Origin of the sequence: Tissierella sp. (assembly GCF_032104385.1) — a bacterium.
Taxonomy (GTDB): domain Bacteria; phylum Bacillota; class Clostridia; order Tissierellales; family Tissierellaceae; genus Tissierella.
On the sequence record NZ_DAMCHJ010000012.1, the window covers coordinates 34710 to 56491 of the forward strand.

Annotated in this window: 22 protein-coding genes; 2 read left to right on the plus strand and 20 right to left on the minus strand. The window is 30.1% G+C overall.

Going from position 1 to position 21782, the window contains the following annotated elements; all coding sequences use genetic code 11:
• Positions 1-81: 81 nt before the first annotated feature.
• The 11 genes from RT714_RS11930 to RT714_RS11980 all read right to left on the minus strand — a co-directional run bounded on the left by RT714_RS11930 (position 82) and on the right by RT714_RS11980 (position 10723).
• On the minus strand, positions 82-762 hold the full coding sequence (locus tag RT714_RS11930; RefSeq protein ID WP_313757881.1) for a hypothetical protein: 681 nt from the start codon (positions 760-762) through the stop codon (positions 82-84).
• Positions 763-769: 7 nt separating this feature from the next.
• The gene (locus tag RT714_RS11935) at positions 770-1138 is read right to left on the minus strand and encodes a PadR family transcriptional regulator (RefSeq protein ID WP_313757882.1); all 369 of its coding nucleotides are present in this window, start codon (positions 1136-1138) and stop codon (positions 770-772) included.
• A gap of 249 nt (positions 1139-1387) precedes the next feature.
• Positions 1388-2182 carry a type II CAAX endopeptidase family protein gene (locus RT714_RS11940; RefSeq protein ID WP_313757883.1) on the minus strand — a complete coding sequence of 265 codons (795 nt, stop codon included), beginning with the start codon at positions 2180-2182 and terminating at the stop codon, positions 1388-1390.
• Positions 2183-2636: 454 nt separating this feature from the next.
• Entirely contained in the window at positions 2637-3056 is a 420-nt protein-coding gene (gene cdd, locus RT714_RS11945; RefSeq protein WP_313757884.1) for a cytidine deaminase, read from the minus strand.
• Positions 3057-3106: 50 nt separating this feature from the next.
• The gene (locus RT714_RS11950; RefSeq protein ID WP_313757885.1) at positions 3107-4018 is read right to left on the minus strand and encodes an ABC transporter permease; all 912 of its coding nucleotides are present in this window, start codon (positions 4016-4018) and stop codon (positions 3107-3109) included.
• Entirely contained in the window at positions 4012-5133 is a 1122-nt protein-coding gene (locus RT714_RS11955; protein ID WP_313757886.1) for an ABC transporter permease, read from the minus strand. Before RT714_RS11955 ends, RT714_RS11950 begins: the two co-directional genes overlap by 7 nt.
• Positions 5117-6658: an ABC transporter ATP-binding protein gene (locus RT714_RS11960; RefSeq protein WP_313757887.1), complete on the minus strand. Its 1542-nt coding sequence runs from the start codon at positions 6656-6658 to the stop codon at positions 5117-5119. The genes RT714_RS11955 and RT714_RS11960 overlap by 17 nt, the downstream gene beginning before the upstream one ends.
• Before the next feature lie 37 nt (positions 6659-6695).
• Positions 6696-7739: a BMP family ABC transporter substrate-binding protein gene (locus tag RT714_RS11965; RefSeq protein WP_313757888.1), complete on the minus strand. Its 1044-nt coding sequence runs from the start codon at positions 7737-7739 to the stop codon at positions 6696-6698.
• 32 nt (positions 7740-7771) lie between these two features.
• Positions 7772-8488, minus strand: a complete 717-nt coding sequence (locus tag RT714_RS11970) for a radical SAM protein (RefSeq protein WP_313757889.1) — start codon at positions 8486-8488, stop codon at positions 7772-7774.
• Entirely contained in the window at positions 8485-9981 is a 1497-nt protein-coding gene (locus tag RT714_RS11975) for a YjjI family glycine radical enzyme (RefSeq protein ID WP_313757890.1), read from the minus strand. The genes RT714_RS11970 and RT714_RS11975 overlap by 4 nt, the downstream gene beginning before the upstream one ends.
• Positions 9982-10012: 31 nt before the next feature.
• Positions 10013-10723: a Crp/Fnr family transcriptional regulator gene (locus tag RT714_RS11980; protein WP_313757891.1), complete on the minus strand. Its 711-nt coding sequence runs from the start codon at positions 10721-10723 to the stop codon at positions 10013-10015.
• Positions 10724-11065: 342 nt separating this feature from the next.
• Between RT714_RS11980 and RT714_RS11985 the strand changes: the two genes are divergently transcribed.
• Both RT714_RS11985 and RT714_RS11990 read left to right on the plus strand, forming a co-directional pair.
• Entirely contained in the window at positions 11066-11437 is a 372-nt protein-coding gene (locus tag RT714_RS11985) for a DsrE family protein (RefSeq protein ID WP_313757892.1), read from the plus strand.
• A 368-nt stretch (positions 11438-11805) separates the two neighbouring features.
• A complete protein-coding gene (locus RT714_RS11990; RefSeq protein ID WP_313757894.1) occupies positions 11806-12000 on the plus strand; it encodes a hypothetical protein in 195 nt (64 codons plus the stop codon).
• A gap of 378 nt (positions 12001-12378) precedes the next feature.
• Here RT714_RS11990 and RT714_RS11995 read toward each other — a convergent pair whose 3' ends face one another.
• From RT714_RS11995 to RT714_RS12035, 9 genes are all read right to left on the minus strand, one after another.
• Positions 12379-13563 (minus strand): hypothetical protein, encoded by a 1185-nt coding sequence (locus RT714_RS11995; protein ID WP_313757896.1) that lies wholly within the window; start codon positions 13561-13563, stop codon positions 12379-12381.
• Positions 13556-14515 carry a hypothetical protein gene (locus tag RT714_RS12000; RefSeq protein ID WP_313757898.1) on the minus strand — a complete coding sequence of 320 codons (960 nt, stop codon included), beginning with the start codon at positions 14513-14515 and terminating at the stop codon, positions 13556-13558. The genes RT714_RS11995 and RT714_RS12000 overlap by 8 nt, the downstream gene beginning before the upstream one ends.
• A gap of 54 nt (positions 14516-14569) precedes the next feature.
• Positions 14570-15157 carry a restriction endonuclease subunit S gene (locus RT714_RS12005; protein ID WP_313757900.1) on the minus strand — a complete coding sequence of 196 codons (588 nt, stop codon included), beginning with the start codon at positions 15155-15157 and terminating at the stop codon, positions 14570-14572.
• The gene (locus tag RT714_RS12010) at positions 15132-16244 is read right to left on the minus strand and encodes a restriction endonuclease subunit S (protein ID WP_313757901.1); all 1113 of its coding nucleotides are present in this window, start codon (positions 16242-16244) and stop codon (positions 15132-15134) included. The genes RT714_RS12005 and RT714_RS12010 overlap by 26 nt, the downstream gene beginning before the upstream one ends.
• A complete protein-coding gene (locus RT714_RS12015) occupies positions 16237-18213 on the minus strand; it encodes an N-6 DNA methylase (RefSeq protein ID WP_313757903.1) in 1977 nt (658 codons plus the stop codon). The genes RT714_RS12010 and RT714_RS12015 overlap by 8 nt, the downstream gene beginning before the upstream one ends.
• A gap of 97 nt (positions 18214-18310) precedes the next feature.
• Complete coding sequence (locus tag RT714_RS12020) at positions 18311-18526, minus strand: helix-turn-helix transcriptional regulator (RefSeq protein ID WP_313757904.1); 216 nt, start codon at positions 18524-18526, stop codon at positions 18311-18313.
• Positions 18527-18633: 107 nt separating this feature from the next.
• Positions 18634-18978: a plasmid mobilization protein gene (locus RT714_RS12025; RefSeq protein WP_313757905.1), complete on the minus strand. Its 345-nt coding sequence runs from the start codon at positions 18976-18978 to the stop codon at positions 18634-18636.
• A 374-nt stretch (positions 18979-19352) separates the two neighbouring features.
• Complete coding sequence (locus RT714_RS12030) at positions 19353-20816, minus strand: VapE domain-containing protein (protein ID WP_399326869.1); 1464 nt, start codon at positions 20814-20816, stop codon at positions 19353-19355.
• Positions 20803-21744: a hypothetical protein gene (locus tag RT714_RS12035; protein ID WP_313757906.1), complete on the minus strand. Its 942-nt coding sequence runs from the start codon at positions 21742-21744 to the stop codon at positions 20803-20805. Before RT714_RS12035 ends, RT714_RS12030 begins: the two co-directional genes overlap by 14 nt.
• Between the last annotated feature and the right edge of the window lie 38 nt (positions 21745-21782).

Genomic DNA, 21782 nt, shown 5'->3' on the forward strand with positions numbered 1-21782 from the left:
GAACTTTTATAGGATGATCTCAAATTATAATATGCATTCTTTTAAAGGTTTTAAGTATTTATATTATTTAGGGCCTTTTTATTAATTTTTTTCATTCATATATTTATTTAACCTATAAGTCAATATAACACTTCCAGCTACAATTAAAATATAGTTTAATATAGATACTTCAATACAATCTTCTAAAAAACCAAAATATTCTAAAACACTGGATATTATTAAAGATAAAATTAAAGTAGTAATAATTACTAAAATTAAATATATAATTTTTTTATATTTAATTTTAGCTTTAATATATCTAGACTTTAATAAACCTATATCTAAAATTATTATTATTGGATTTATAAAGCTTTCTACCTTTAATGAAATCATTCCCGATTCTATTTTAGGAAACTTCCCTAATCCTAAAACACTCATAATACCATTTAAAATAAATATTACAGTAAAAACAGTTAAAGTGTTTAAAGCTAAATTTAAAAATCTACTAATAAAGGTAGTCTCTCCTAAAGAATCCTTAGCCATATCAATAAAAGTATAAATATCTCCTGATAAAACTTCTTTTGGGTCTTTATCATTATTCTGTGCATCATTTAAAATTTCTATAATATCTCCTAATATCATAGTTTTATTCTTTCCTGCAATCCCTAGACTATTTATATAAGTAACTCCATTAATTAATGTATCCCAATATATTCCTTCTAAATTTGCAAAATCATCTTCCAGTTGTTTTACTATTTCTTTTTTAAATTGATTTTTATTCATATATACTTTACACCTCAATGTCCATAATCTTGTCTACTATATTTTCTAAAATAGACCACTCATCTTTAAACCTTTCAATCTCCTTTAAACCCTCATCTGTAATACTTAAATACTTTCTAACAGGATCTATATCTAAAGCTCTTCTTTCAGATTTTAAAAATCTCTTTTTCTCAAGTCTTAAAAGTATTGGATAAACTGTACCTTCTTGAATCTCTAAACCTAAATCATTTAATTTTTGAACTATCAAATACCCATAAGTTTCTTTACAAGAAACTATTTTTAAAATACAGGAATCCAGAGCTCCTTTTAAAAGTTGACTAGATATCATCTCTTCACCTACTTTACATTGTTTAGCAGCGACTGCATTGTAATACACAGTAGTGCTTTTGTCAACAAAATATAATATTATCTTCTTCTAATTTTTACAGTTTACCAAAGTAATATTGCTTTTTCTTGTTTCTTCAGTAATTATCATTTCATTGATATATACTATAAAATTCCTATAAAAAAATACCCCTTAGTAAATAATCTAATTTAAAATTAATTAGACTGTCTACTTTGGAAGTATCATATCATAGATTTATCCGTATTAACTTTTAAAAATTAATTTTATCTTGCAACTAATTTATTCCCTATTGCCTCTATCCATATATTTTATTATTATAAATATCAATATGACAGCAATTATGGAATATATAATATGATTCATACTATCAATTACCCTAGCCACCTGGGATATTAACCTGTGTTTATTTAAATCAAAAACACTGGACAGATCAATAATAAAATTATATGCAAAATGAACATATATACCTGCTAAAATAGAACCTGTAACTAAAACTATATTTGTAAAAATAATTCCTAGTAAAAATGTATAAAATAATTGTTCCATATTTTGATGGAATATACCAAACAATAAAGCATTTAGTAAAATTATAATATAACTTTTCCAACCAAATACCTCTGAGAAGCGAAGTATACTCCCTCTGAAAAGCGTTTCTTCGCATATTGCTGGAAATATAGATGTAAAAAATATATTATAGAAGAATACTCCAGTAGCCCAAGCCAAACCATTATACATCTCAGGTTTAAAAATAATATCGTCTTGTAAATCACTATTAAAAAACAAACAGGATATATCTGCTACAACATTGGTTATTAAGGGAAGTAAAAATACAATAATTGTTATAAGCAACATATTTTTAGTGCTGACTTTTCTCAATCTATAAAATTCCTTTATAGTTGTCCCAGTTTTTTTTATATAAATTCTTGAAATAAGAATTGTTGGAATGAAAATTAACAAAGGTTGCTCTAAAAAACTAAAAATTATATTATCACTATAAACCAAAAAAGGAAGTATTAAAATTACCATATACAGAAAAATTAGCATACTAACTGATAACTGTTTTTTATTTTCCATTCTCTCTCCTTATCTAACATTTTATAATTCTAAAAATATGTAAATATTTATCTAGGGTTTTGAGCACAGAAGTGTTACATATTAAACCCTATCCAATATCATTATAATTCATAGAATATATTTTATTTAAAACTTTATATAATACAATTGTTGTTTATTTGAATTTATATTTTCATTACATCTTTAAATTAAATAAGCTATTTTTCAAATTTTTAACAATTATAACATATCACAGAGTTTAAATCTATATATATATTAAATTAATTAGCTTATTGTGATTAACAATGTTTAGATATATTAGATTGTAAACCTAACTGGAATACTTAAAATCTGTCCGTTTCTCTTTTTTAATATTATGTCATACATATTCATTATCTTGCCACCTTATTTAAAAAAGGTATTGGTAAATATATTAACCAACACCCTTTACCTTTTTTATCTATAAAACCTGTTACTACTCCAAATCTTTACCAGTAAAGCTTAGAGGAAGTAGTTCATTAAGAGAATAAATCTTGTATTCCTCCTCATTTTTAGCTAAAATAACTTCAAACTCATCTAAGTCACAAAATTCTGCCATTACTTGTCTGCAGACTCCACATGGTGCACAATACTCATATTGATCTTGAGGAGTATCTGCTGCAGCTGCTACAATAGCTATAGCCTTAAAATCTCTTTCATTACTGGAAATAGCTTTAAAAAAAGCAGTTCTTTCTGCACAGCAACTAGGTGTATGAGCAGCACTTTCAATATTACATCCCCTATATACCTTTCCATCAACTGTCAATAATGCCGCTCCTACATGAAAGTGAGAGAATGGTGCATAGGAAGATTTTCTTGCTATAAAGGCTTCTTTAATTAGTTCATTATATTTCAATATTGATCCTCCGTTCTTCTTTATATATATAAATATCTCTTAAATAAATATTATTTACCTTTTTCATATGGAACTCCGCTGGCTTTAGGTCCTACAGAACGACCAACAAATAGTACTAGTACAATAATAGTAAGTACATAAGGCAACATGGCTACAATTTGACTAGATAGCATAGCTCCGCCTCCTAATTGAATAACAATTGCTTGAGCCAACCCAAAGAATAAACAGGATAGGTAAACACTTAAAGGTTTCCATTTACCAAATATAACAGCTGTTAATGCAATAAATCCATGTCCACTAATAGCTGTAGGTACAAAGTTAGATAGAACAGATAGAGTCATAGAAGCACCACCAAGCCCTGCTAGAAACCCTGAAATAATTACACAAATATATCTAATCTTATATACATTTAACCCAAGACTATCAGCAACTATAGGGTGTTCCCCTACAGAGCTAATTCTAAGACCCCATTTAGTTTTCGCAAATATGAACCAAGTAAGCAGCATTATCAACAAAGCTATTACAGCGGTTACCTCAAAATTCAATCTACTAAATGCTCCTAATATACTACTATCACTAAATAATTTAGGTAATTTCTTAGGTACAGGCGGAGTATTTAATGATCCAAATATTATCCTTACTAGAAAAAGGGAAGCACCAGAACCTAATAAGTTAATAGCGATCCCTGATACACTTTGGTCAGCTCTTAAAGATATGGAAGCAATAGCATGCAATAAAGCAATCAATCCTCCTGCAATACCTGCACATAAAAATCCTATCCAAGGATTTCCAGTTATGTAAGCTATACTAACTCCCGTTGCCGCTCCTATTGTCATCATACCTTCAAGACCAATATTGATTACTCCACTTCGTTCACTCATTAGCCCCCCTAATGCTCCAAAGGCTAGAGGAGTGGAATACATTATTGTATTACTAATTAGCAGTAATAACTTATCTAACATTGTTTGTTGCCTCCTCTTTGACTAATTTTGTTAATTAATAGGGGAATAATTGTCACTAAGGCCATGCAAAATACAATAGTACCAATTAAAATATCTATAATTTCAGAAGGTGCACCAATTTCCAACTGAATAGTACCTCCTCCATAGGTTAATCCTGCAAATAACAGTCCTGCAAAAATACATCCTATAGGAGATCCACCAGCCATCAATGCCACTGAAAGTCCGTTAAATCCATAATTCTCAAGAGCCATAAGTTCATATAGTCTTTGGTATACTCCTGTAATAGACAAAGCTCCAGCTAAACCTGCAATAGCCCCTGCAATAAGTAAAGTTTCCATAGTATTTTTTTGTACGTTAATGCCTGATGCCTCTGATGCATATTTATTCAGACCAACAGCCCTTAATTCATATCCTTTAGTAGTCTTTTTTAATATAAAAGTAATTAATAAAGCCACAATAATGGCTATAATAATCCCTATATTTGCACTAGTTCTTCCAAGGACTTCCCTTAGAAAAGCACTCTGTTGAAGAATCTCTTGCCCTACACTAGACATTTTCCAATTATAGATGGGATCTAGTCCAGAAGCATTTATAAGATAAGTTGTTGTTGTTCCTGGATCATGAAATCTTTCAAGGGATACAATATAATTCCCTGCATAAAACGCAATCCAATTAAACATAATACCAGTGATTACTTCATGTATGCCACCTTTAGCTTTTAGATATCCAGCTATAGCACCATATAATCCCCCTGCTAAGGTTCCACCTATAAGTATTAGGGGAAATTGAATAAAGGAAGGAAAATCAAATATAATCCCTACTACAGTTGCAACAATTGTACCTACAATATATTGCCCTTCGACACCTATATTAAATAATCCAACCCTTAAGGCAAAGGCAACGCTAATACCAGTTAATATAATAGGGGAGGCTTTTATAATAATATTCATTATATATCTAGGTTTAGAGAACATTCCTTTAAATAATATACTATATACCTCTAAAGGATTATATCCTGAAATTCCCAATACCATGGCTGCCACTATAAAGCCAATGAAAATAGCAATCATTATAAATGTAAACTGATGTTTTAATATTTTAGATATTTTGTTCACTGACTTTCCCTCCTGCCATTAATAAACCAATGGTATTTTCATCTATAGTACCTTGCTTAAAGGTGTTAACGATGTCCCCATCGTATATAACTGCCAAGGTATCTGATAGATTCATAACTTCATCTAATTCATATGAAATCAATAAAATTGCCTTGCCTTTATCTCTTTCTTCAATTAGAGTCTTATGTATAAATTCTATTGCTCCCACATCTAATCCTCTAGTAGGTTGTACGGCAATTAACAAATCTGGATTATTTTCCACTTCACGGGCTATAATAACCTTTTGTTGATTTCCTCCTGATAAACCTTTAACAGCTAGTTCTTCACTATCGCTAGGTCTAATATCGAATTTATTTATTAACTCCTTAGCTTTATTAATTATTTTATCCTTTAGTATAATCCCATTCTTAGAATATTTAGGACTCTTAAAATTCTCGAGTATGATGTTTTCAGCAACTGTGAAATCCAGTACCAATCCTACCTTCTGTCTGTCCTCATGAATTGTTGCTACTCTATTTTTGATAACATTATTTGGAGAAGTATTTTGTATTTCTACACCATTAATAATTATCTGTCCTTTTTCTGCAAGTTTTAAATTTGTAATAGCCTCTACTAGTTCTTTTTGTCCATTTCCATCAATACCTGCAATACCCATTATCTCGCCTTTTCGTATTTCCAAAGATAAATCCTTTACAGCATAAAGCCCCTTTTCATTTTTCACAAAAAGGTTCTTAATCTCAAATATAACATCGCCTACTTGAGCAGGAGATTTATCTGCCACCAAGTTAACTGAGCGACCAACCATCTTATTAGCTAATTCCTCTTCATTGACATCTGCCACATTTACAGTATCAATATATTTTCCTCTACGAAGTATAGTGCACTCTTCTGCAGATTGCTTGATCTCCTTAAGCTTATGGGTAATAATTATGATGGTCTTCCCATCCTCAATTAATTTATTCATGATATTAAGAAGTTCAACAATTTCTTGAGGAGTAAGTACCGCTGTAGGTTCGTCCAATATTAAAATATCTGCCCCTCTATATAGTGCCTTAATTATTTCAACCTTTTGCTGCATCCCTACTGATACATCTTCTATCAATTCATTTGGTTCTACTTCTAGCCCATATTTTTCTATAATTTCCAATATCTTTTTATTAGCCTTGTCTATATCTATAACTCCTAAACCCTTAGTCTCTTCTTTTCCTAGAATTATATTTTGAGCTATGGTGAAATTTTCCACTAACATAAAATGTTGGTGAACCATTCCTATTCCATTTTCTATGGCTACATTAGGATTTTTAATATCTACCTTTTTCCCATTAAGAAAAATTTCCCCTTCATCAGCTTTACATAGCCCATAAAGTATGTTCATTAAAGTAGTTTTGCCAGCACCATTCTCTCCCAATATGGAGTGAATGGTGCCTTTCTTTATATTTATATCGACATGAGCTAATGCAGTGAATGAACCAAATCTTTTTGTAATGCCTCTCATCTGTACTGCATAATCTTCTTGAATATTCATAACTCGCTCCATCCTTTTATCATGTCTGACTAAAAATTTATTTACTAAAATTTTTATAAGTATCTTCACTATAAGGTGGATCAATCTCACCATTTATAATCATATCTTGTATTTTTAAAGCCTTTTCATATACTTCTGGATCCATATTTGGATTGTTCTCTGGAATACCTACCCCACCATTTTCCAATCCATATTTAATAATTTGTCCACCAAGCTTTTCACCATCTATAATCCTTTTAGAAAGATCATTAGTTACTACTCCTACATGTTTTAGAGCAGAAGTTAGTACATTTTTGGGAGCAAGGTAGGATTGATCACGGTCTACACCTATAACCCATTTATTCTCTTCTATTGCTTGTTCAATAACACCACTGCCTGTAGCACCTGCAGCAACAAATATTATATCACTACCATCACTATATAAAGATGCAGCAATTGCCTTTCCCTTTGCAGCATCTGAAAAACTTTCTGCAATTTGTACCTCCACTTTAATTTCCTTATTTAATTCCTTAGCAGCATGGTCTACTCCTGCTTTAAAACCATATTCAAAAAGATCCATAGTAGGACTTCTCATTCCACCAATATAAGCAACCTTATCAGTCTTTGTAGTCAAGCCTGCTATGTACCCTACAAGGTAAGATGCTTCCTCTACATTAAACATTGCACTGGTAACATTATCTAAAGTAGCTTCACCAAAATCATGATCCACTATGGCATAGGATAACTCCGGATTCATTTTTGCACTAGCTTCAAGAGGATCAGCTGTATTAAAACCAATTCCCCAAATTAAATTATGTTCCCCATCTACAGCCTTATCAAAGTTAGTAGCCAAATCAGACATCTGCACTGTTTCAATAAAAGAAGCTTTAACTCCAGTTTCCTTTTGAAATGCTTGCAGTCCTTCCCATGCACCTTGATTATAACTTTGGTCATTAACACCTCCAACATCAGCTACCATTATAACAGAATTACTACTATTTTTATTTTCTTCTACTACCTTTCCAGTGTCTGATGTCCCACATCCCGTTACTACAATAGTCATCAGACTAATAACCAATAATAAAGCAATAATTTTTTTCATTATAATACTCTCCTCTCTTTAAATATAGTTTTTTAATTTTTTATAACCCTAAAGCCCATTTCCAATGCCTTGCCTTTTAAACTGCTCATATATTCCTCAGATGGGCTGCTAGTGTTTTTAAGTCTTCCTATAACACCATGATTTCTAAATTTAATCAATCTTAGATTAACATTTCTGATTTTATTTCCAATAGTAGCTTTAACTCCTTTTAGAATGTCTTCAGTATCTACTTCTTCTGGAATACATACAATTCTTATTTCTTCTAATTTATTAATATCTGCTAGAAACTTTAAATTTTTCTTTACAATTTCATTGTCTTCACCAGTAAGTCTTTGAAACTTTTCCTTATCCCAAGCTTTTACATCTAACATAACTCCATCACATACCTCCATAAGCTCTGGATATAAAGAAAGATCAATAGCTCCATTAGTATCAATCAGACAGGACAATCCAGCCTTTTGACCTAGAACAAATAACTCTTGTAGGAATTCTGGATATAAGGTGCATTCTCCTCCTGAAAGTGTAATTCCTCTTATAAATGGAATATCCTTCTCTACTTCATAAAATACTTCATTTGCTGTCATCCATTTGACTTCTAGCGAAGTAGTATCAGTGCATATTTTTTGCGTTTCAGGATTATGACAATATGCACAACTAAGATTGCATCCCTGAAGAAATATTGAAGTACGATTTCCAGGTCCATCTACTAAACTATGATGGATTATTTTATGAATGGGAGCCTTTTTCATACTCCTCGCACCTTTCTATCTTTCAAATTATTGTTTTCATAATTTGGTGCTCCTAGATGAGTAGTATTTTGCAGAACTGCTTCATCATTTCTAAACTTCTCCATCTCACTTTTCTTTACTAAATATCCTGTTATTCTAACTAAATCTCCATTCTCTTCATAGAAACTTATATACTTAACTCCAAGGGAAAATGCTCCTTTTACTATATCCAGCATTGCAGAAGGATTATTCCTTGCTGTAGTTTCCATAGCAAATATGTCACTACATCCTGTAGGTATTAATTTATGAAATCTAGCACTATGTCGAAGGTGATCCGACATATTCTCTGGCTCATCCCCCACAGGGATTCTTACTCCTGCTGTAACTCCCTTATCATAATCCATACCTACCTGTGCATGAAGCATAAAATGTCCATTAGAAATAGGAGAGTATTCTGCTGGAAAACTTGTGACAAATTCAGATATAGTATTCATAATTTTATCTGCCAGATCATCTGCTTCTCCATCATGTCCATAACGTTTTCCTTTTTCCCTTAGTAAGATATTCGTACAATCAGCCAAACCTACAATACCAAACATTCCAATAAATCTATCCTTATGAATTAGCCCTTCTTTAACTAAAAAAGAACTCTCAAAGAAACCTGACTTTTCTACTAAAAAGCGAACTCTTTCATTCATATAATCTCCCATTGCTTGAAGACACTCAGGGAGTATAGTATTAAAGAAATCATCTATATCCTTTGATAGTTGGGCTACCTTAGGTAATACTAATCTTGAAAGGGTATAAGCTCCTCCACCTATAGGTAAAATATTATAACAGCTTGCAATCCCATAATCACTAGAATAAGTATCTTTAACTAGATTGTGATTACATATTGCAGGATTAGCACAGAACATACTGGTATAAAGAGCTAATTCAGCTATCTCGTCAGATGTAACTTCTGGATCATATTTGAAAGTAAAATTTGGCACTGCATTTTGCAATTCTTTTTCCACTTCTAAAATAAGTCTTCCAGCACGGGTATCCTCAGGTCCCAAGTTTGCATGACAAAAACTATCAGTAATAGTCCTATCTAAATAATTCAAAAATAATTTTAACTTTTTCTTTATATCTTCATCACTATATCCTTCAAGAAAAGGCTCTATCATCTTGTCCAAGTTTCCTAAATAAACTGGAAAGCTTGTAATAGATGGAACATGACGGTAGAGAATCATCAAAGAATTTAACAACTCTTCTAAATCCTTTGGAGGATCTAATTGTAAAAATTTGCTCCCTTGTTTAATAAATTTATCATAGTCCAGCAATATATATCGTGGACGATAAGGAGCATTTCCTTCAAACAAATTATCAATTGCATTCTGTTCAAAATAATTTTTCGTCTTTTCTGGTACATGAAGTACATCTAAGATATCCTCTGCAGCATGGGCTAAGGAAAATACTTTCTGTTCATAAGTAAGCTTTTGAGATCTTACTATTTCTAAGATATCAGTCATTTCGCACCATCCTTTTATATAAAATATAATTTTAATAATTCACATAATTCTCAACACTTTTAAACATTTTTTCATATTGTATCTCTGTGATTATTATCCTTTGACCTTCAATCTTTAATAAATTTTGTTCTTCTAATTTCTTTATTACACGATTTACAGTTTTAACGGCATATCCTGTTTCCTCAGCAATTTGTTGCCTTGTAATTCTTAAGATGCAAATATGGTCTTTAGCATATAACTGATAATACTGTATAAGATATATTTTTATTCGGTCTATTGATTTAATCATAAGAAACATTCGCATATGTTTTTGTTCATCTAAAACACGCTTTAAAATAATATTGGTTCTTCTATAGAGGTATTGGGAATTATTTTTTAAAAATTCTTGATAAATATCTACTGGAATATTTAAAAACACACATTGCGACTCTGTAATCAGAGTGGCTCTAAACTTAGTAATATCAGCCAAAGCCTCCATTTCTCCAAATACTTCTGGAGCAGAAAACTTCTTAAAGGTGTAGGTTTCTCCCGTGGAATATTCTTCCAAAGCTTTAACTTGTCCCGATAAAAGTATCCATATTGTATTTATGACTTCATCAACAGCAACAAATCTCACTCCAGCCTCTACTGTAACAACCTGACAGTGATCCAAAGTTTCATAAAAATCCTTCTGGAATAATTCTTCAAAATCACTAATTCTTGTATTGGAAATTTCTGAAATTTCTCTTAAAATACTGTGCATAATCTTACACCTCAACAACAATATAACATAATAGTCTTAACTCAAACAAGGACATATGTCCTTGTTTGAGTTATTTTATTTTATCTTATATTTTGAAACATTTATACTTAAAAATAAAGGAAAAAAGCATTACTACAAAATTTCAACTAACTATGGAAAGAACCCAAAAAATATTGACGTTTTCACACATTATTCTAAAAAGAAGTTGTTCCCTGAGCTCTTCATTTTGCTGAAAGGTATACAATAGAAAGCGTTACCAGTGTTTCGTTGAATAAAATATTGATTAACATTACCCTTATAGGGTATATTTAAGTTAAAGATATTTTAGGAGGTTCTTAACTAATGGATAATATTGATTTATTAATTACTTTAACTCAGCATGAAAGAGATTCAAATAATGTTACAATTGCCTTTACTATGGGGCTAAAAGCTGCACAAAAGGACCATGATGTAGAGCTAATTCTCTTATCAGATGCAGTTCATTTAGCATCTAAAGGATATGCAAACAAAATAGATATAGGTGAACCCTTTGAGCCAATTTCAAAATTATTACCTGCCTTTTTAGAAGCTGGTGGAAGACTAAAGGTATGCTCATCATGCATGATACACAATGGAGTGGACAAAGACAATTTAGTAGAAGGTGCCGAAATTATTCAAGCAGATTATGTGGTAGATGCTATTATGGCAGCTAAAAAGTCTTTACAATTAAATTAGCAGATATAAATTACCCTATAGGCTTTATATTAATTAGGCTTATGGGGTTTCTCCTATTTCCACCACAATTCATTTATCCACGAACATTCATTTTCTACAAAATCTATACTTATTAAGAACTCCTGCCATTTTTTATAATATAGTCTATAATATAGTCAATTTAATTAATATGTTCTTATTTGCACTATTAATGTTTTCAATAAGCCGAGGTGAATTTGGGTTTACTAATGAAATTAGAATCTTAAATATAATTTCTGGAATTATGATTATAGGAGTTATTATTTTACTCCCTATTCTATATATAAATAGGAAGCATTATTTTATTTACTGGAAAAACAGTTATTAAAAGGGAAGGATTTTTCATAAGGGTGTCTTCATATTTTGTACTAGGATTTATTATATTTTCAACTTCTTCTCTCATATATAATATTTGGTATGAAAAGAGAAATAAAGACTATTTAATAATTTTAGGTGCTGGACTTATGGGTGATAAAGTAACTCCTTTATTAGCTAGTAGAATTGATAAAGCTATAGAATTTTATAATAGTCAAAAAGAAAAATGAGTAAAACCTCCTATATACGAGAATATATTGCAATTATATATTTAAATCTAAATAAAAATATATTGTTTGCAATTTTTATAGGAATATTTTATTTCTTAAATTTTATAAACTGGAGTTAAATTTTAATATATAAATATAATATAATTTAATAGAAAAGAGCCAAATAGGAAGATAATAAATATCTTTTTATTTGACTCTGTTCTATTTTTCTTATAAATTAAAATACCTTTACCTACTCCCACTCTTCATTTTATATTATTAGATATATGCTAAAGCTTTTAATTTAGTCATTATTTAACAGTTCGTTCTCGTTCTGTTTGTATAATTTAACTATATTTGAAACTTATTTTACCCGTCCCAGTACCAGTTCCGGTTTAATTACCAGGGGAATGTTAGGAAAAATCTTATTATAAGTGCGAACAAAAATATAAAGAATACTAACATTTGAGGTTTACCTATTTCTGGTTTCTTTATTATTGCTTCAAATTTGCTACTACCCTCTAAATCTGTTTTAAATAATATTTTATCCTCATATATTTCCTTAATTACCTTGTATGTTTCTCCTAATGACTTAATTTCTAACCTATAAGCATTAAAAATAAAAATTAAAGCAACAATAAACATTAACAAAACTATGCCTTTCTTAGCTCCGTCTGAAAATAAAAGATATGGGATTATATCTTCTCCTTTATAGTTAACTATTATATTGAAAAGCTCCAATCCTAAATAACCTAGCCAAGCAAAAAATGTAAGATTTAGTGTCCTAAGAGAGGTGTTTTCATTCTTTGATAAAATTAGAAAATCATCTTTTAGTTGGTTTAATTGTTCAAAATATTCATTGGTTTTTTGGGAAACTATTCGTTTGTAAGCTAATTTACTATCCTCAAGCACTCCTTTAACATCTTTAATGTCATTTTTATTAATTATCACTTGCCTGACAACTTGAAGTTTTACATTATATGATTCCTCATATTCTTCTTCATTAAATATCCAATCATAAATAGGATACAAATGTAATGGCTTAGAATCAATAATATTTAGTTTAACCTTGTAATTTTTATCTTCAATTCTAAATTCTGTTTCTACTTCTTCTGCGTTATAATTACTTGCAGTTGCAAGAGCAAAAAGAATCAATATATCTATAAATAGAGTGGATTTAAAATTGTTGTTATCGAGAGCCTCATTCAGTACATTTACAGAAATTGGAAAATTTCTAATATCAGCATCTATCTTGTTTTCTTTTATTATTTTTTCATAAACCTTCTTATCTTTCGCTGTAACTTCAATACCTCGAAAATCTTCAATGTTAGATATGTAAACTTGACTTAATTTATTATAATCCTTTTGTGAATATTTTGTAATTATCGTGGACAAATTTTTAGACTGATCAATGAATTTATCTTCTAATATATAGTAAGACTCTTGATTTTCTAATGTGTATTCTGAACCGTCTTTCCGTAAAGGTATTTCTCTATTTTTTAAAATATGGATTAATGAAGCATTCTCATCAATTTTAGAATCTATTTTTAGCGAAGTATTCTTCCAGGATAATAAATCATTCACCCCCTAGTTCCTCCTTTACTTTAGCTAAATAGTCATCATCTATCATAATCGTAATTTTTTTATTTTTTTCATCAAAATTTAATTCATTATCTCTAAGACTCTCCAAGTAGTTTTTAGTTGTAATTGTTATTTCATCGGAAGTTGAGATTATCCTCTTATATTTATTATTTAGTGCTTTCTCAGAAATATCAAAATCCGCATCTATACCTTCTGATTCAGCTGAGAATAGTTCATCTTCTTTTTGCAATTCAATTAATCCACTGCTATTCAACTCATTGAATAAATCAGATTTGTCAAATTTTTTATTATCAAACATATAGTATTCTGTAAACCTTTTTATTTCATCGTAATTTTCTTTTTTAATAATTTCTCGTTGAAAAAATCTATCTTCCGATATAAGATTTACTACCTCTTTTGTACTATCTTCAGATGTTCGTTTTCTTGTAAGTCCTAAAAATTTTTGATACCAATACTTAGCAGCAGTCCTATTTTTATCAATTATTTTAATATCACTATAATCCCCTTTAAAAGTACAAACTTTAAAATAATCTTTTTCCTTCCCTAATTCGCTCTTAATTTCATAGGTATCTTTATCAATCACTGTTAATTTTTCTAATTTCATGATAGTAATGAAATTATTATTAACTTTTATAAATAACAACCCTTCTCTTATAGTACTATTTCTTGTGTAATCTGCTTTACATTCTGCTTTTAACAAATCTTCTGCTATTCTCTTATAATCAAATTCCACCTTATCTAATGACTCATTAAAATAATGAATTGGACTATCAAGGTAAGTTTCTGACTCTAAATCTAAAAAACAGTTTGTTATTAAATGGGTTTCTTCGCTTAATTCATCAAATATCTTTAATATATTTTTTTGCTGGTTACCGTCAATCGAATTTGATTTCACTTCTGTACTAATATCAAATACTTTTACAACCAGTGACATAAATCCCTTCCTCCCTTAATTAGATTTTTATAGCCACTCACATCTTGATTCCAGTTATCGTACTAAAATCAAATCTTGACTTTCAATAAACTCACTATAATAATCTATTATTTGGTACATTGATTTTATCTTCTCAATTGCAATATATTTATTCATAAAATCATAATCAGGTTTACCATCTTTAGCTGGTAACATAATTTTTTCTCTTTTTATTCTTCTATCGTTAATTTCTCTATTAAAAGAATATTTAGTTTCTAAGTTTCTAAGTTTCGTAGCTAAAAATAGATATATGTTTTCTGTAGCTTTATCTATCTTTAAAGCAGTTATATGGTCACTTCCTATAAATTCATACTTATGGTAAAAAGTAGAACCTACGGAACCACTATTAGCTATAGTTAAACAATCGTTAAAAACTCTAACTTTATCAGTATTGCCTATAAAATTATCTAGTCCATTATTAAGTCCTGTTGAAGAAATATATGGAATATCCCCTTCAAACTGTTCTCTTTTTGTAAGTCGTCTTCCTCTCTGTATTAGATTAAATACATCATCAAGATAAAATTCTTTCCAATCTATACTTTCTAAATTAAATTCTAATCCCTTACAAATGGCTAACTTATATATATATATATATATAGTCAAGCACTTTAGAGGCTGTTTCATGCTCTAAATTTTTAATAAAATCTGTCATGTATTTCCAGTTCGGATTACCATTTTCTTCTGATGGAAGAAGAATCTTTGCATTTTTTAGTCTATTTCCATTAAAATGTATTCCATAAGAGGCTTTTACTTTTGACACCTTTTCTATAGCACTACATAAAAATTTACTATTATGATTATTTAAGTTATCATTATAAAGCAAATTTATTGAAGAGCCACTAAATCCTCTACCTACAAAGTCATAATCATGATAGAAAGTTGTCCCGCCTACAGGATCAACTGATATGGCACTTCTTTTACTTATATCTGATTCTATAGCATTTACAAAGTTGGTAATTCCATTATTTTCTGAAGATGTAGTTACATAGGGAATATTGCCATTCTCATAATTATTGATTGGTTTGCCCTCTACTCTTTTTACATCAAAAATCTCATCAATTTGAAACAGATTCCATTCTACTTCTTTTAAATCTAATAATATACTAGCTTCATCAATAAGTTTTTGTTCATAATAATCTATAACTTTTTCAGCTTGAGATTTTAATTCTTGCTTGGCATAATCCTCCATGAATCTCCAATTAGGCTCATTATTATCATTAATAGGGAGTAGGATTTTTGACCTTCTCATTCTTTTAGGACGCCATTTTTTACCATATTCATAAGATTTACCTGTTTTCTCTAGCATTACAATTAGAAAAAAGGCTATATACTTATTAAGTTCATAGTTTTTAAGATATACAGGAGTGATATCATGACTGCAAGTAAATAAATCCTCTTGATAAAATGCATGACCCACCGACCCGTTGTTTGTTATTGCTATACAATTTCCAGAAAACAATCTTTCATCAATATTGTTATTTGTTTTATTTCCAACCTTATCCCATGTTAGTATTGTATCTTTGGAATAAAATTCTGATACACCGTTGTTATAAGCAGTGGCACTAAGGAATGGGATCTTGCCATTCTTTTCTGCGGGAGGCTTTTTATTATAATATCCATCTACTATTTCAAAAATATCAATCATATTAAATTCTTTCCACCCAACGCTATTTAACTTTAACCTATTCATAACCTTCACCATCTTCAGCAGCATAAGGTTGATTAATATCTTGAATTATATCTTTCTCAATTTGGTCCTCCAGTCCAAATAAATATCCTCTACCATGAGTAATCATATTTACTTCAAAGGTTAGATAATCAGCTATAGTATTTTTAAAATCTTCTTCTGATGGTATCTCATCATTAAAATAATAGAATGAGTGTAGCCATTCATCGTCTGCTTCTATAGTAGTCTCTACACAAAATTTAGTTTGAGACTCTATTCTATTAAACCATACATCTAGTAGATGTTGCTTTTTATCCTTTGCTGAAGTAGTTTCTATTAGTCCAATATGCTTTGAAACTTTATAACCATCCTCTTCAAAGTTTATAAACTTACACAGTTTATCTTCTCTATGAGGTACTCCGGATGTAAAAATTGCTATACAGGGATTGACACCAACCCCATAAAAAGTATCTTTGTTTAAGGTTATAACTCCTTCCAAAGTATGTTTTTTTAATATATTTTCTTTTATTTCTTTTTCCACTTTTGTTTTGCCTGTTACAGAAGATTGAGGGATAATTACTGCAGCTCTTCCTCCTTCTACAAGTGAGTCTAAAAGATGTTCAGTAAAAGCTATCTCATATAAATCTTTATTCCTGGAAGATCCCTGAGAATATGGAGGGTTCATCATACCAACTGTACATTGTTTTAATTGAAGTTTATTAGGATTTTCTTTTAGAAAATCATGATTCTCTAGATTGCTTTTGCCGTCTCCACGGATAATCATATTAGTCGTCGCTATGGTGAACATGTATGATTGAATTTCATTTCCAAATAATCTATTCTTTCTGATATCTTCAATTTTTCTTTCATCATCTGTCTGCTTTATCATATGATGCATGGCAGAAATCAAAAATCCTGCCGTACCACAACACGGGTCTAGTACACGGTCATTTGGCTTAATGTCTACCAATTCACAAAATAAATCTGTGATGTGTCTTGGTGTTAAAACTATCCCCAATGTCTGTCCATCCCCGCCAGAATAGCTCATAAATTCCCCATAAAATCTGCCTAAATAATCTTCTGAACTTGATATTCTATTTATTGTTTTAAATATATTATTATTTATAAATTCTGTATAATGTTTTATTGGAGTTTTTCCAAGTGTTGAATCAATTTCATTTATTTTTGTTGTATCCTTTATTACTAAAAACTGACTCAAAAGTTTGTCCCTCTTAACTTCAGGTGATACATTTACCCTTTTTAAATGATCATCTATAGCTTTATATATCTTATTACCATCTGTATTTATTTGATCTCCATTTAAAGTCTTTTCTACTGATATATTATTACGTTCGAATTCTCTTAGTGCTAAAAGTATTCCTGATACTATTAAAGGCTTATCTTTATCTTGTATTGACCCATAGTTTCTTAAATCTTCATGAAGTTCTGCAGCATCTTTAAGTATTTCTTTAGTTTCTTTTTCTTCACTAGTTGGCTCTTTTAAGACCTCTCTTAGATAATATTCTTCTATATTTTCTTCATTAAATAAAATGAAACTTTCTATCTCATCTAGTTCAGTATAATTTTCTCTTTCATCTATAAATAAAGGAGTTATCCTATGTCTTTTTTCATTTCCTGATACCCCAATCGCTATTATTTTTTTATAAGAAGTATTTTTTGCAAGATGTTTTCCATAAAATAATGCTCCATTAACTGCATAGTTAATGTTTGAATCTACTGTTTCACATATTAGATTTTTATCATTTCTTTTCTCGTGAAAATATGTAGTAGCCTTATTTTCTATTACGATTAAAAAGTCTTTTACTACTCCTACATATTCAGGAAATCCAACTTTCCCAGTACCTCTTTTAGATGATGTTTGTAATGCTTTATGTACTTCTTTTATATTAGAACCTTGGGCTGAAAGTTTTATATCTGCTTCCTTTAACAAATCATAAACCCAAAGATCTGTATTTGCTTCTAACTTTGCCATTGCTTATACCTCTCTTTTTTTATTCTATACTTTAATTGAATTTCTGTCTTCTCTTCATTATTTCTTTAATATTACATCTTAAATATATTTAATTTATCTATTTTACATATTCCATAATATCTTCTATATCACAGCCTAAAACATAGCAAATTTTTGCTATGGTAGCTAAATCTAATCTCTTAACTTTATTGTTGCAATATGAATTGAGCTGAGTTCTCTGTAAATTGGCTTCCTTTTCTAATTTGTTTTTACTTATGTTTTTCTCTTCTAAAACCTGATCAATTTTAAAAATCACTCTTCCAAAATCTTGCATCTTTTTATCTCCTTTTGATATTTAAAGATAAGTTTATTTCTCCCTATTTCAAAATCATTATTAAGACAATTATATCAGACTTGGTTTCTTTTTACACCTGTAAGAAGTTATTTTATATATTTTCTTACCAAGATATTTTGTATATTCATTATCTCTTTCGATATATTATCATTCTCTTTTTTTAAATCCTCAATATCTTCTCTGTAAATTATTCCTGTAGTATTTACTCTTTTCGCAATCTGATTAATGTTGCCAGAGTTCTTCCCTATAAGAGTTTGTAGTCTTCTAAAAACATTCATATCTATTACAAATATAGGCGCCTCCATAACGCATTTCCTTATAAAGTGTCCCATGGATTTTGACTTGCTAAGTTCAAGTTTTTTCTTGAAAATTTCTTTTTCTTCTTTAGTCAACTTGATTTCAATTCTTTCATTCCTATATCTATTAGTCATATTCTTCTCCTTTACTTTTATATTTTTAACTAGGGTCTTAGGGGTTTCCCCTAAATCTTTCTGATAAGAACAAGTAGAAAATTGAGTAGAATAAAGCGAACCTTGAGGTCAGCTTTATTCTATTTTCTCGTAAGTGTCCGTACACTTACTGTGCTTGCTACTAAGGTTTTTAAATTTAAGCTAGAAATTCCCATTACTATACTTTTTTATGAAATATGCACAGAAAGAAAGTGTAACTGTAACCTACTATTTCAAAAGTCCTCAAATAAGGCATTGATTCTTATCTTGATTCCTACAAGCCTTGATATTACTAGACTTCCATTTCTACCAGCCTGATTCTAAAGGTTTTGAAAACTTGGTTACAAGTTACAAGGTTACAAAATTACAATTTTATTATCTTTTGCATTCTCTCCTGTGTCCATTTCTATTTGCTCTGGTTCTTGCCATTCTTTTGGTAAATCATTATTATTAACTTCCATAAAGTCATTTTCTTTCTTTTCTCCTCTTTCATAATAAAGTTTTACTGGTATAGATATTCCACTAGGAGCAATACGTTTAGTTTTTGATGAACGAACTGCCTTCCACTCCGGAAAATAATTATCCATGATTTCAGAAAAAGATTTTGATTTAATCCCATAGCCTTGCATAGATAATTCCTTAAAGCAAGTTATATTTGGTTCTTGTGTTTTTGCTTTATACTCTTCTAAAAAATACCTAATATCTTCAACATCTGGATTTAGATACTTAAACTTTTCTTGTTCTTGGTAGAGATCCTCAAGGAGGTTTTTTGGTATGGTCCAGGAATGTTTCTTCTCTTTATAAAGTTTATATCCATAGGCAAGGGCCTGGTTAAAATCTTCTCGAATAGAATCTAAATATTCTTTTTCTGATTCTTTACCTTGAAAATCCTTGTCGAGATAAATGGCCTTCTTCCTGTTTTCCTTGTGACATTCTATAGGTAAATACCTTCTCTCTCCTGTGTGGTCATTTAAAAAAGTTCTTTCATTTAATGTTCCAATTAAAATACAAGTCCTAGGAACATCGGTTGAAAATTTCTCATAAGGGATTCTTATCCTATCGCTTAATTTAGATAAAAATGATTTTGCTTCATTGGCAGACTTTGCATTTCTTAAGGCTACAAATTCTTCAATTTCTACTACTGTCTTGCCCATTAGGTTCATTACTGCATCTTTACCTTGAATATTTTCTATAGTGCAAAACCAATCATCTTTTATGGCCAAGTATCTAGCAAAGGTAGATTTTCCTATTCCCTGACCACCTACTAAAACCATCATTTCATCAAACTTAGATCCTGGTTCAAAGACTCTTTTAACTAAACCTAAAATCATATGCTCCATAATCCAGGCATTTAATTCTGTATCATCAGCTCCTAGATAAATTGGTAGGAGTTTAGCTATTGCATTTGTGCCTCCCTTCCAAGTTAAGCTTTTTAGATATTGTTTTGGTGGACTTATTTCATACTGATGGGCAACAAAGCGAACTGCATCCCACATTTTATTGGCATTATAATTAAGTCCAAAATGCTTTTCTATTTCAAGTCCTAACCTGTTATTTAATGAATCATCCCATAGTCTTATTTGATTTGGCTTTATGCCTTTTTCCCCTATAATCTTACCTTGAAATTTAATCTCATTGGTAAATTTATCATAGAAGATTTGTCCTTCATATATTTTCTTAGCCTTACAATATTTTTGGTTAAGGAGTACTGTGACAATATTTCCTGTAATTTGCTTTACATTACCTTTTACTGTCTTCTGTAAATCGATTAAAGAATAGGACTGGTCTATTTCAGAAAAAGCTAGTTTAAACTCTTTCATAGGCCCTGGTCCTTTTCTTGTATTGAAAATGTCTACTCCAGTCAAAGGCCACAAATTTTCCAAGGCCCAAGACTTTTTCTATGGTCTTTTCTACATAGTCAAGATACTTTCTATCATCCCTTCTTTTCTTATTGCTGCCTAGGCGATTTAAAGGAGTCATTAAAAAGAGTTCTTTCATTAAGTTAGGATTTCCATCTGTATAGTTTCTAGCAAGTACTAGAAAAGTAAAGTCATCCCTGCTATGGTCACCTGTTAGACTAGCTCCTGATATAAGCATATTTGCCTTTCTATTAGTTCTTTCCAGGGTGGTTAGTATTTCCTCTAGGGTTAAGTCATCAAGTCTAGAAAACTTGTTTAAAGGCTCATACTTGTATTCTCTAATTTGTTTTAGGGTAGATGCTTTCTCCTGTGTCCATTTCTTATAAAGTATTTTTAATTCTCCTTCTTTTTCTAAAAGCTTATTATTTCTGGGGAAGAAGGATCCATCTCCTATATTTCCTGTAAGAGCTATATATCTATTTTTCTTGTATATCTCAATTCCTCTACTTGATAAATTAATATTATCTGGAATAGTCCCTTGGACAAAAATATGGATTCCCTTGCCTGATTGGGATAACTCCATATATGTCCCTGTAAAACTCTCTATAATTTCTTTTGCCATAGGAGTTAGCTTACCACCTTGAATTGCATGGTCTAGGTCTATACAGATAACACTATCTTCCTCAACTAAAACAAAGCCTAGAAGTTTATTCTTAGTCTTAGCTTCATTGAAATCTATACATCGTTCTGGATGATTCCAATCATTAGCTTTTCCATCAATTAGAGAAAAGGGGAGCTTGGCTACTTTGCCATTTAACTCTTCCTTTCTCCAACCTACAAATCTTTTCAAATTTTTCATTTCTTCTGGTAGATATTTATATTTTTCCATTCTTTTTACCTCCTTATGCTGGTCAGAATAGAACCCAT

Coding starts and splice junctions, on each gene's coding strand:
- RT714_RS11930 (WP_313757881.1), bottom strand. CDS start 762: ATGAATAAAAATCAATTTAAAAAAGAAATAGTAAAACAACTGGAAGAT.
- RT714_RS11940 (WP_313757883.1), bottom strand. CDS start 2,182: ATGGAAAATAAAAAACAGTTATCAGTTAGTATGCTAATTTTTCTGTAT.
- RT714_RS11950 (WP_313757885.1), bottom strand. CDS start 4,018: ATGTTAGATAAGTTATTACTGCTAATTAGTAATACAATAATGTATTCC.
- RT714_RS11960 (WP_313757887.1), bottom strand. CDS start 6,658: ATGAATATTCAAGAAGATTATGCAGTACAGATGAGAGGCATTACAAAA.
- RT714_RS11965 (WP_313757888.1), bottom strand. CDS start 7,739: ATGAAAAAAATTATTGCTTTATTATTGGTTATTAGTCTGATGACTATT.
- RT714_RS11970 (WP_313757889.1), bottom strand. CDS start 8,488: ATGAAAAAGGCTCCCATTCATAAAATAATCCATCATAGTTTAGTAGAT.
- RT714_RS11975 (WP_313757890.1), bottom strand. CDS start 9,981: ATGACTGATATCTTAGAAATAGTAAGATCTCAAAAGCTTACTTATGAA.
- RT714_RS11980 (WP_313757891.1), bottom strand. CDS start 10,723: ATGCACAGTATTTTAAGAGAAATTTCAGAAATTTCCAATACAAGAATT.
- RT714_RS11985 (WP_313757892.1), top strand. CDS start 11,066: ATGGATAATATTGATTTATTAATTACTTTAACTCAGCATGAAAGAGAT.
- RT714_RS12000 (WP_313757898.1), bottom strand. CDS start 14,515: ATGTCACTGGTTGTAAAAGTATTTGATATTAGTACAGAAGTGAAATCA.
- RT714_RS12010 (WP_313757901.1), bottom strand. CDS start 16,244: ATGAATAGGTTAAAGTTAAATAGCGTTGGGTGGAAAGAATTTAATATG.
- RT714_RS12015 (WP_313757903.1), bottom strand. CDS start 18,213: ATGGCAAAGTTAGAAGCAAATACAGATCTTTGGGTTTATGATTTGTTA.
- RT714_RS12020 (WP_313757904.1), bottom strand. CDS start 18,526: ATGCAAGATTTTGGAAGAGTGATTTTTAAAATTGATCAGGTTTTAGAA.
- RT714_RS12025 (WP_313757905.1), bottom strand. CDS start 18,978: ATGACTAATAGATATAGGAATGAAAGAATTGAAATCAAGTTGACTAAA.
- RT714_RS12030 (WP_399326869.1), bottom strand. CDS start 20,816: ATGAAAGAGTTTAAACTAGCTTTTTCTGAAATAGACCAGTCCTATTCT.
- RT714_RS12035 (WP_313757906.1), bottom strand. CDS start 21,744: ATGGAAAAATATAAATATCTACCAGAAGAAATGAAAAATTTGAAAAGA.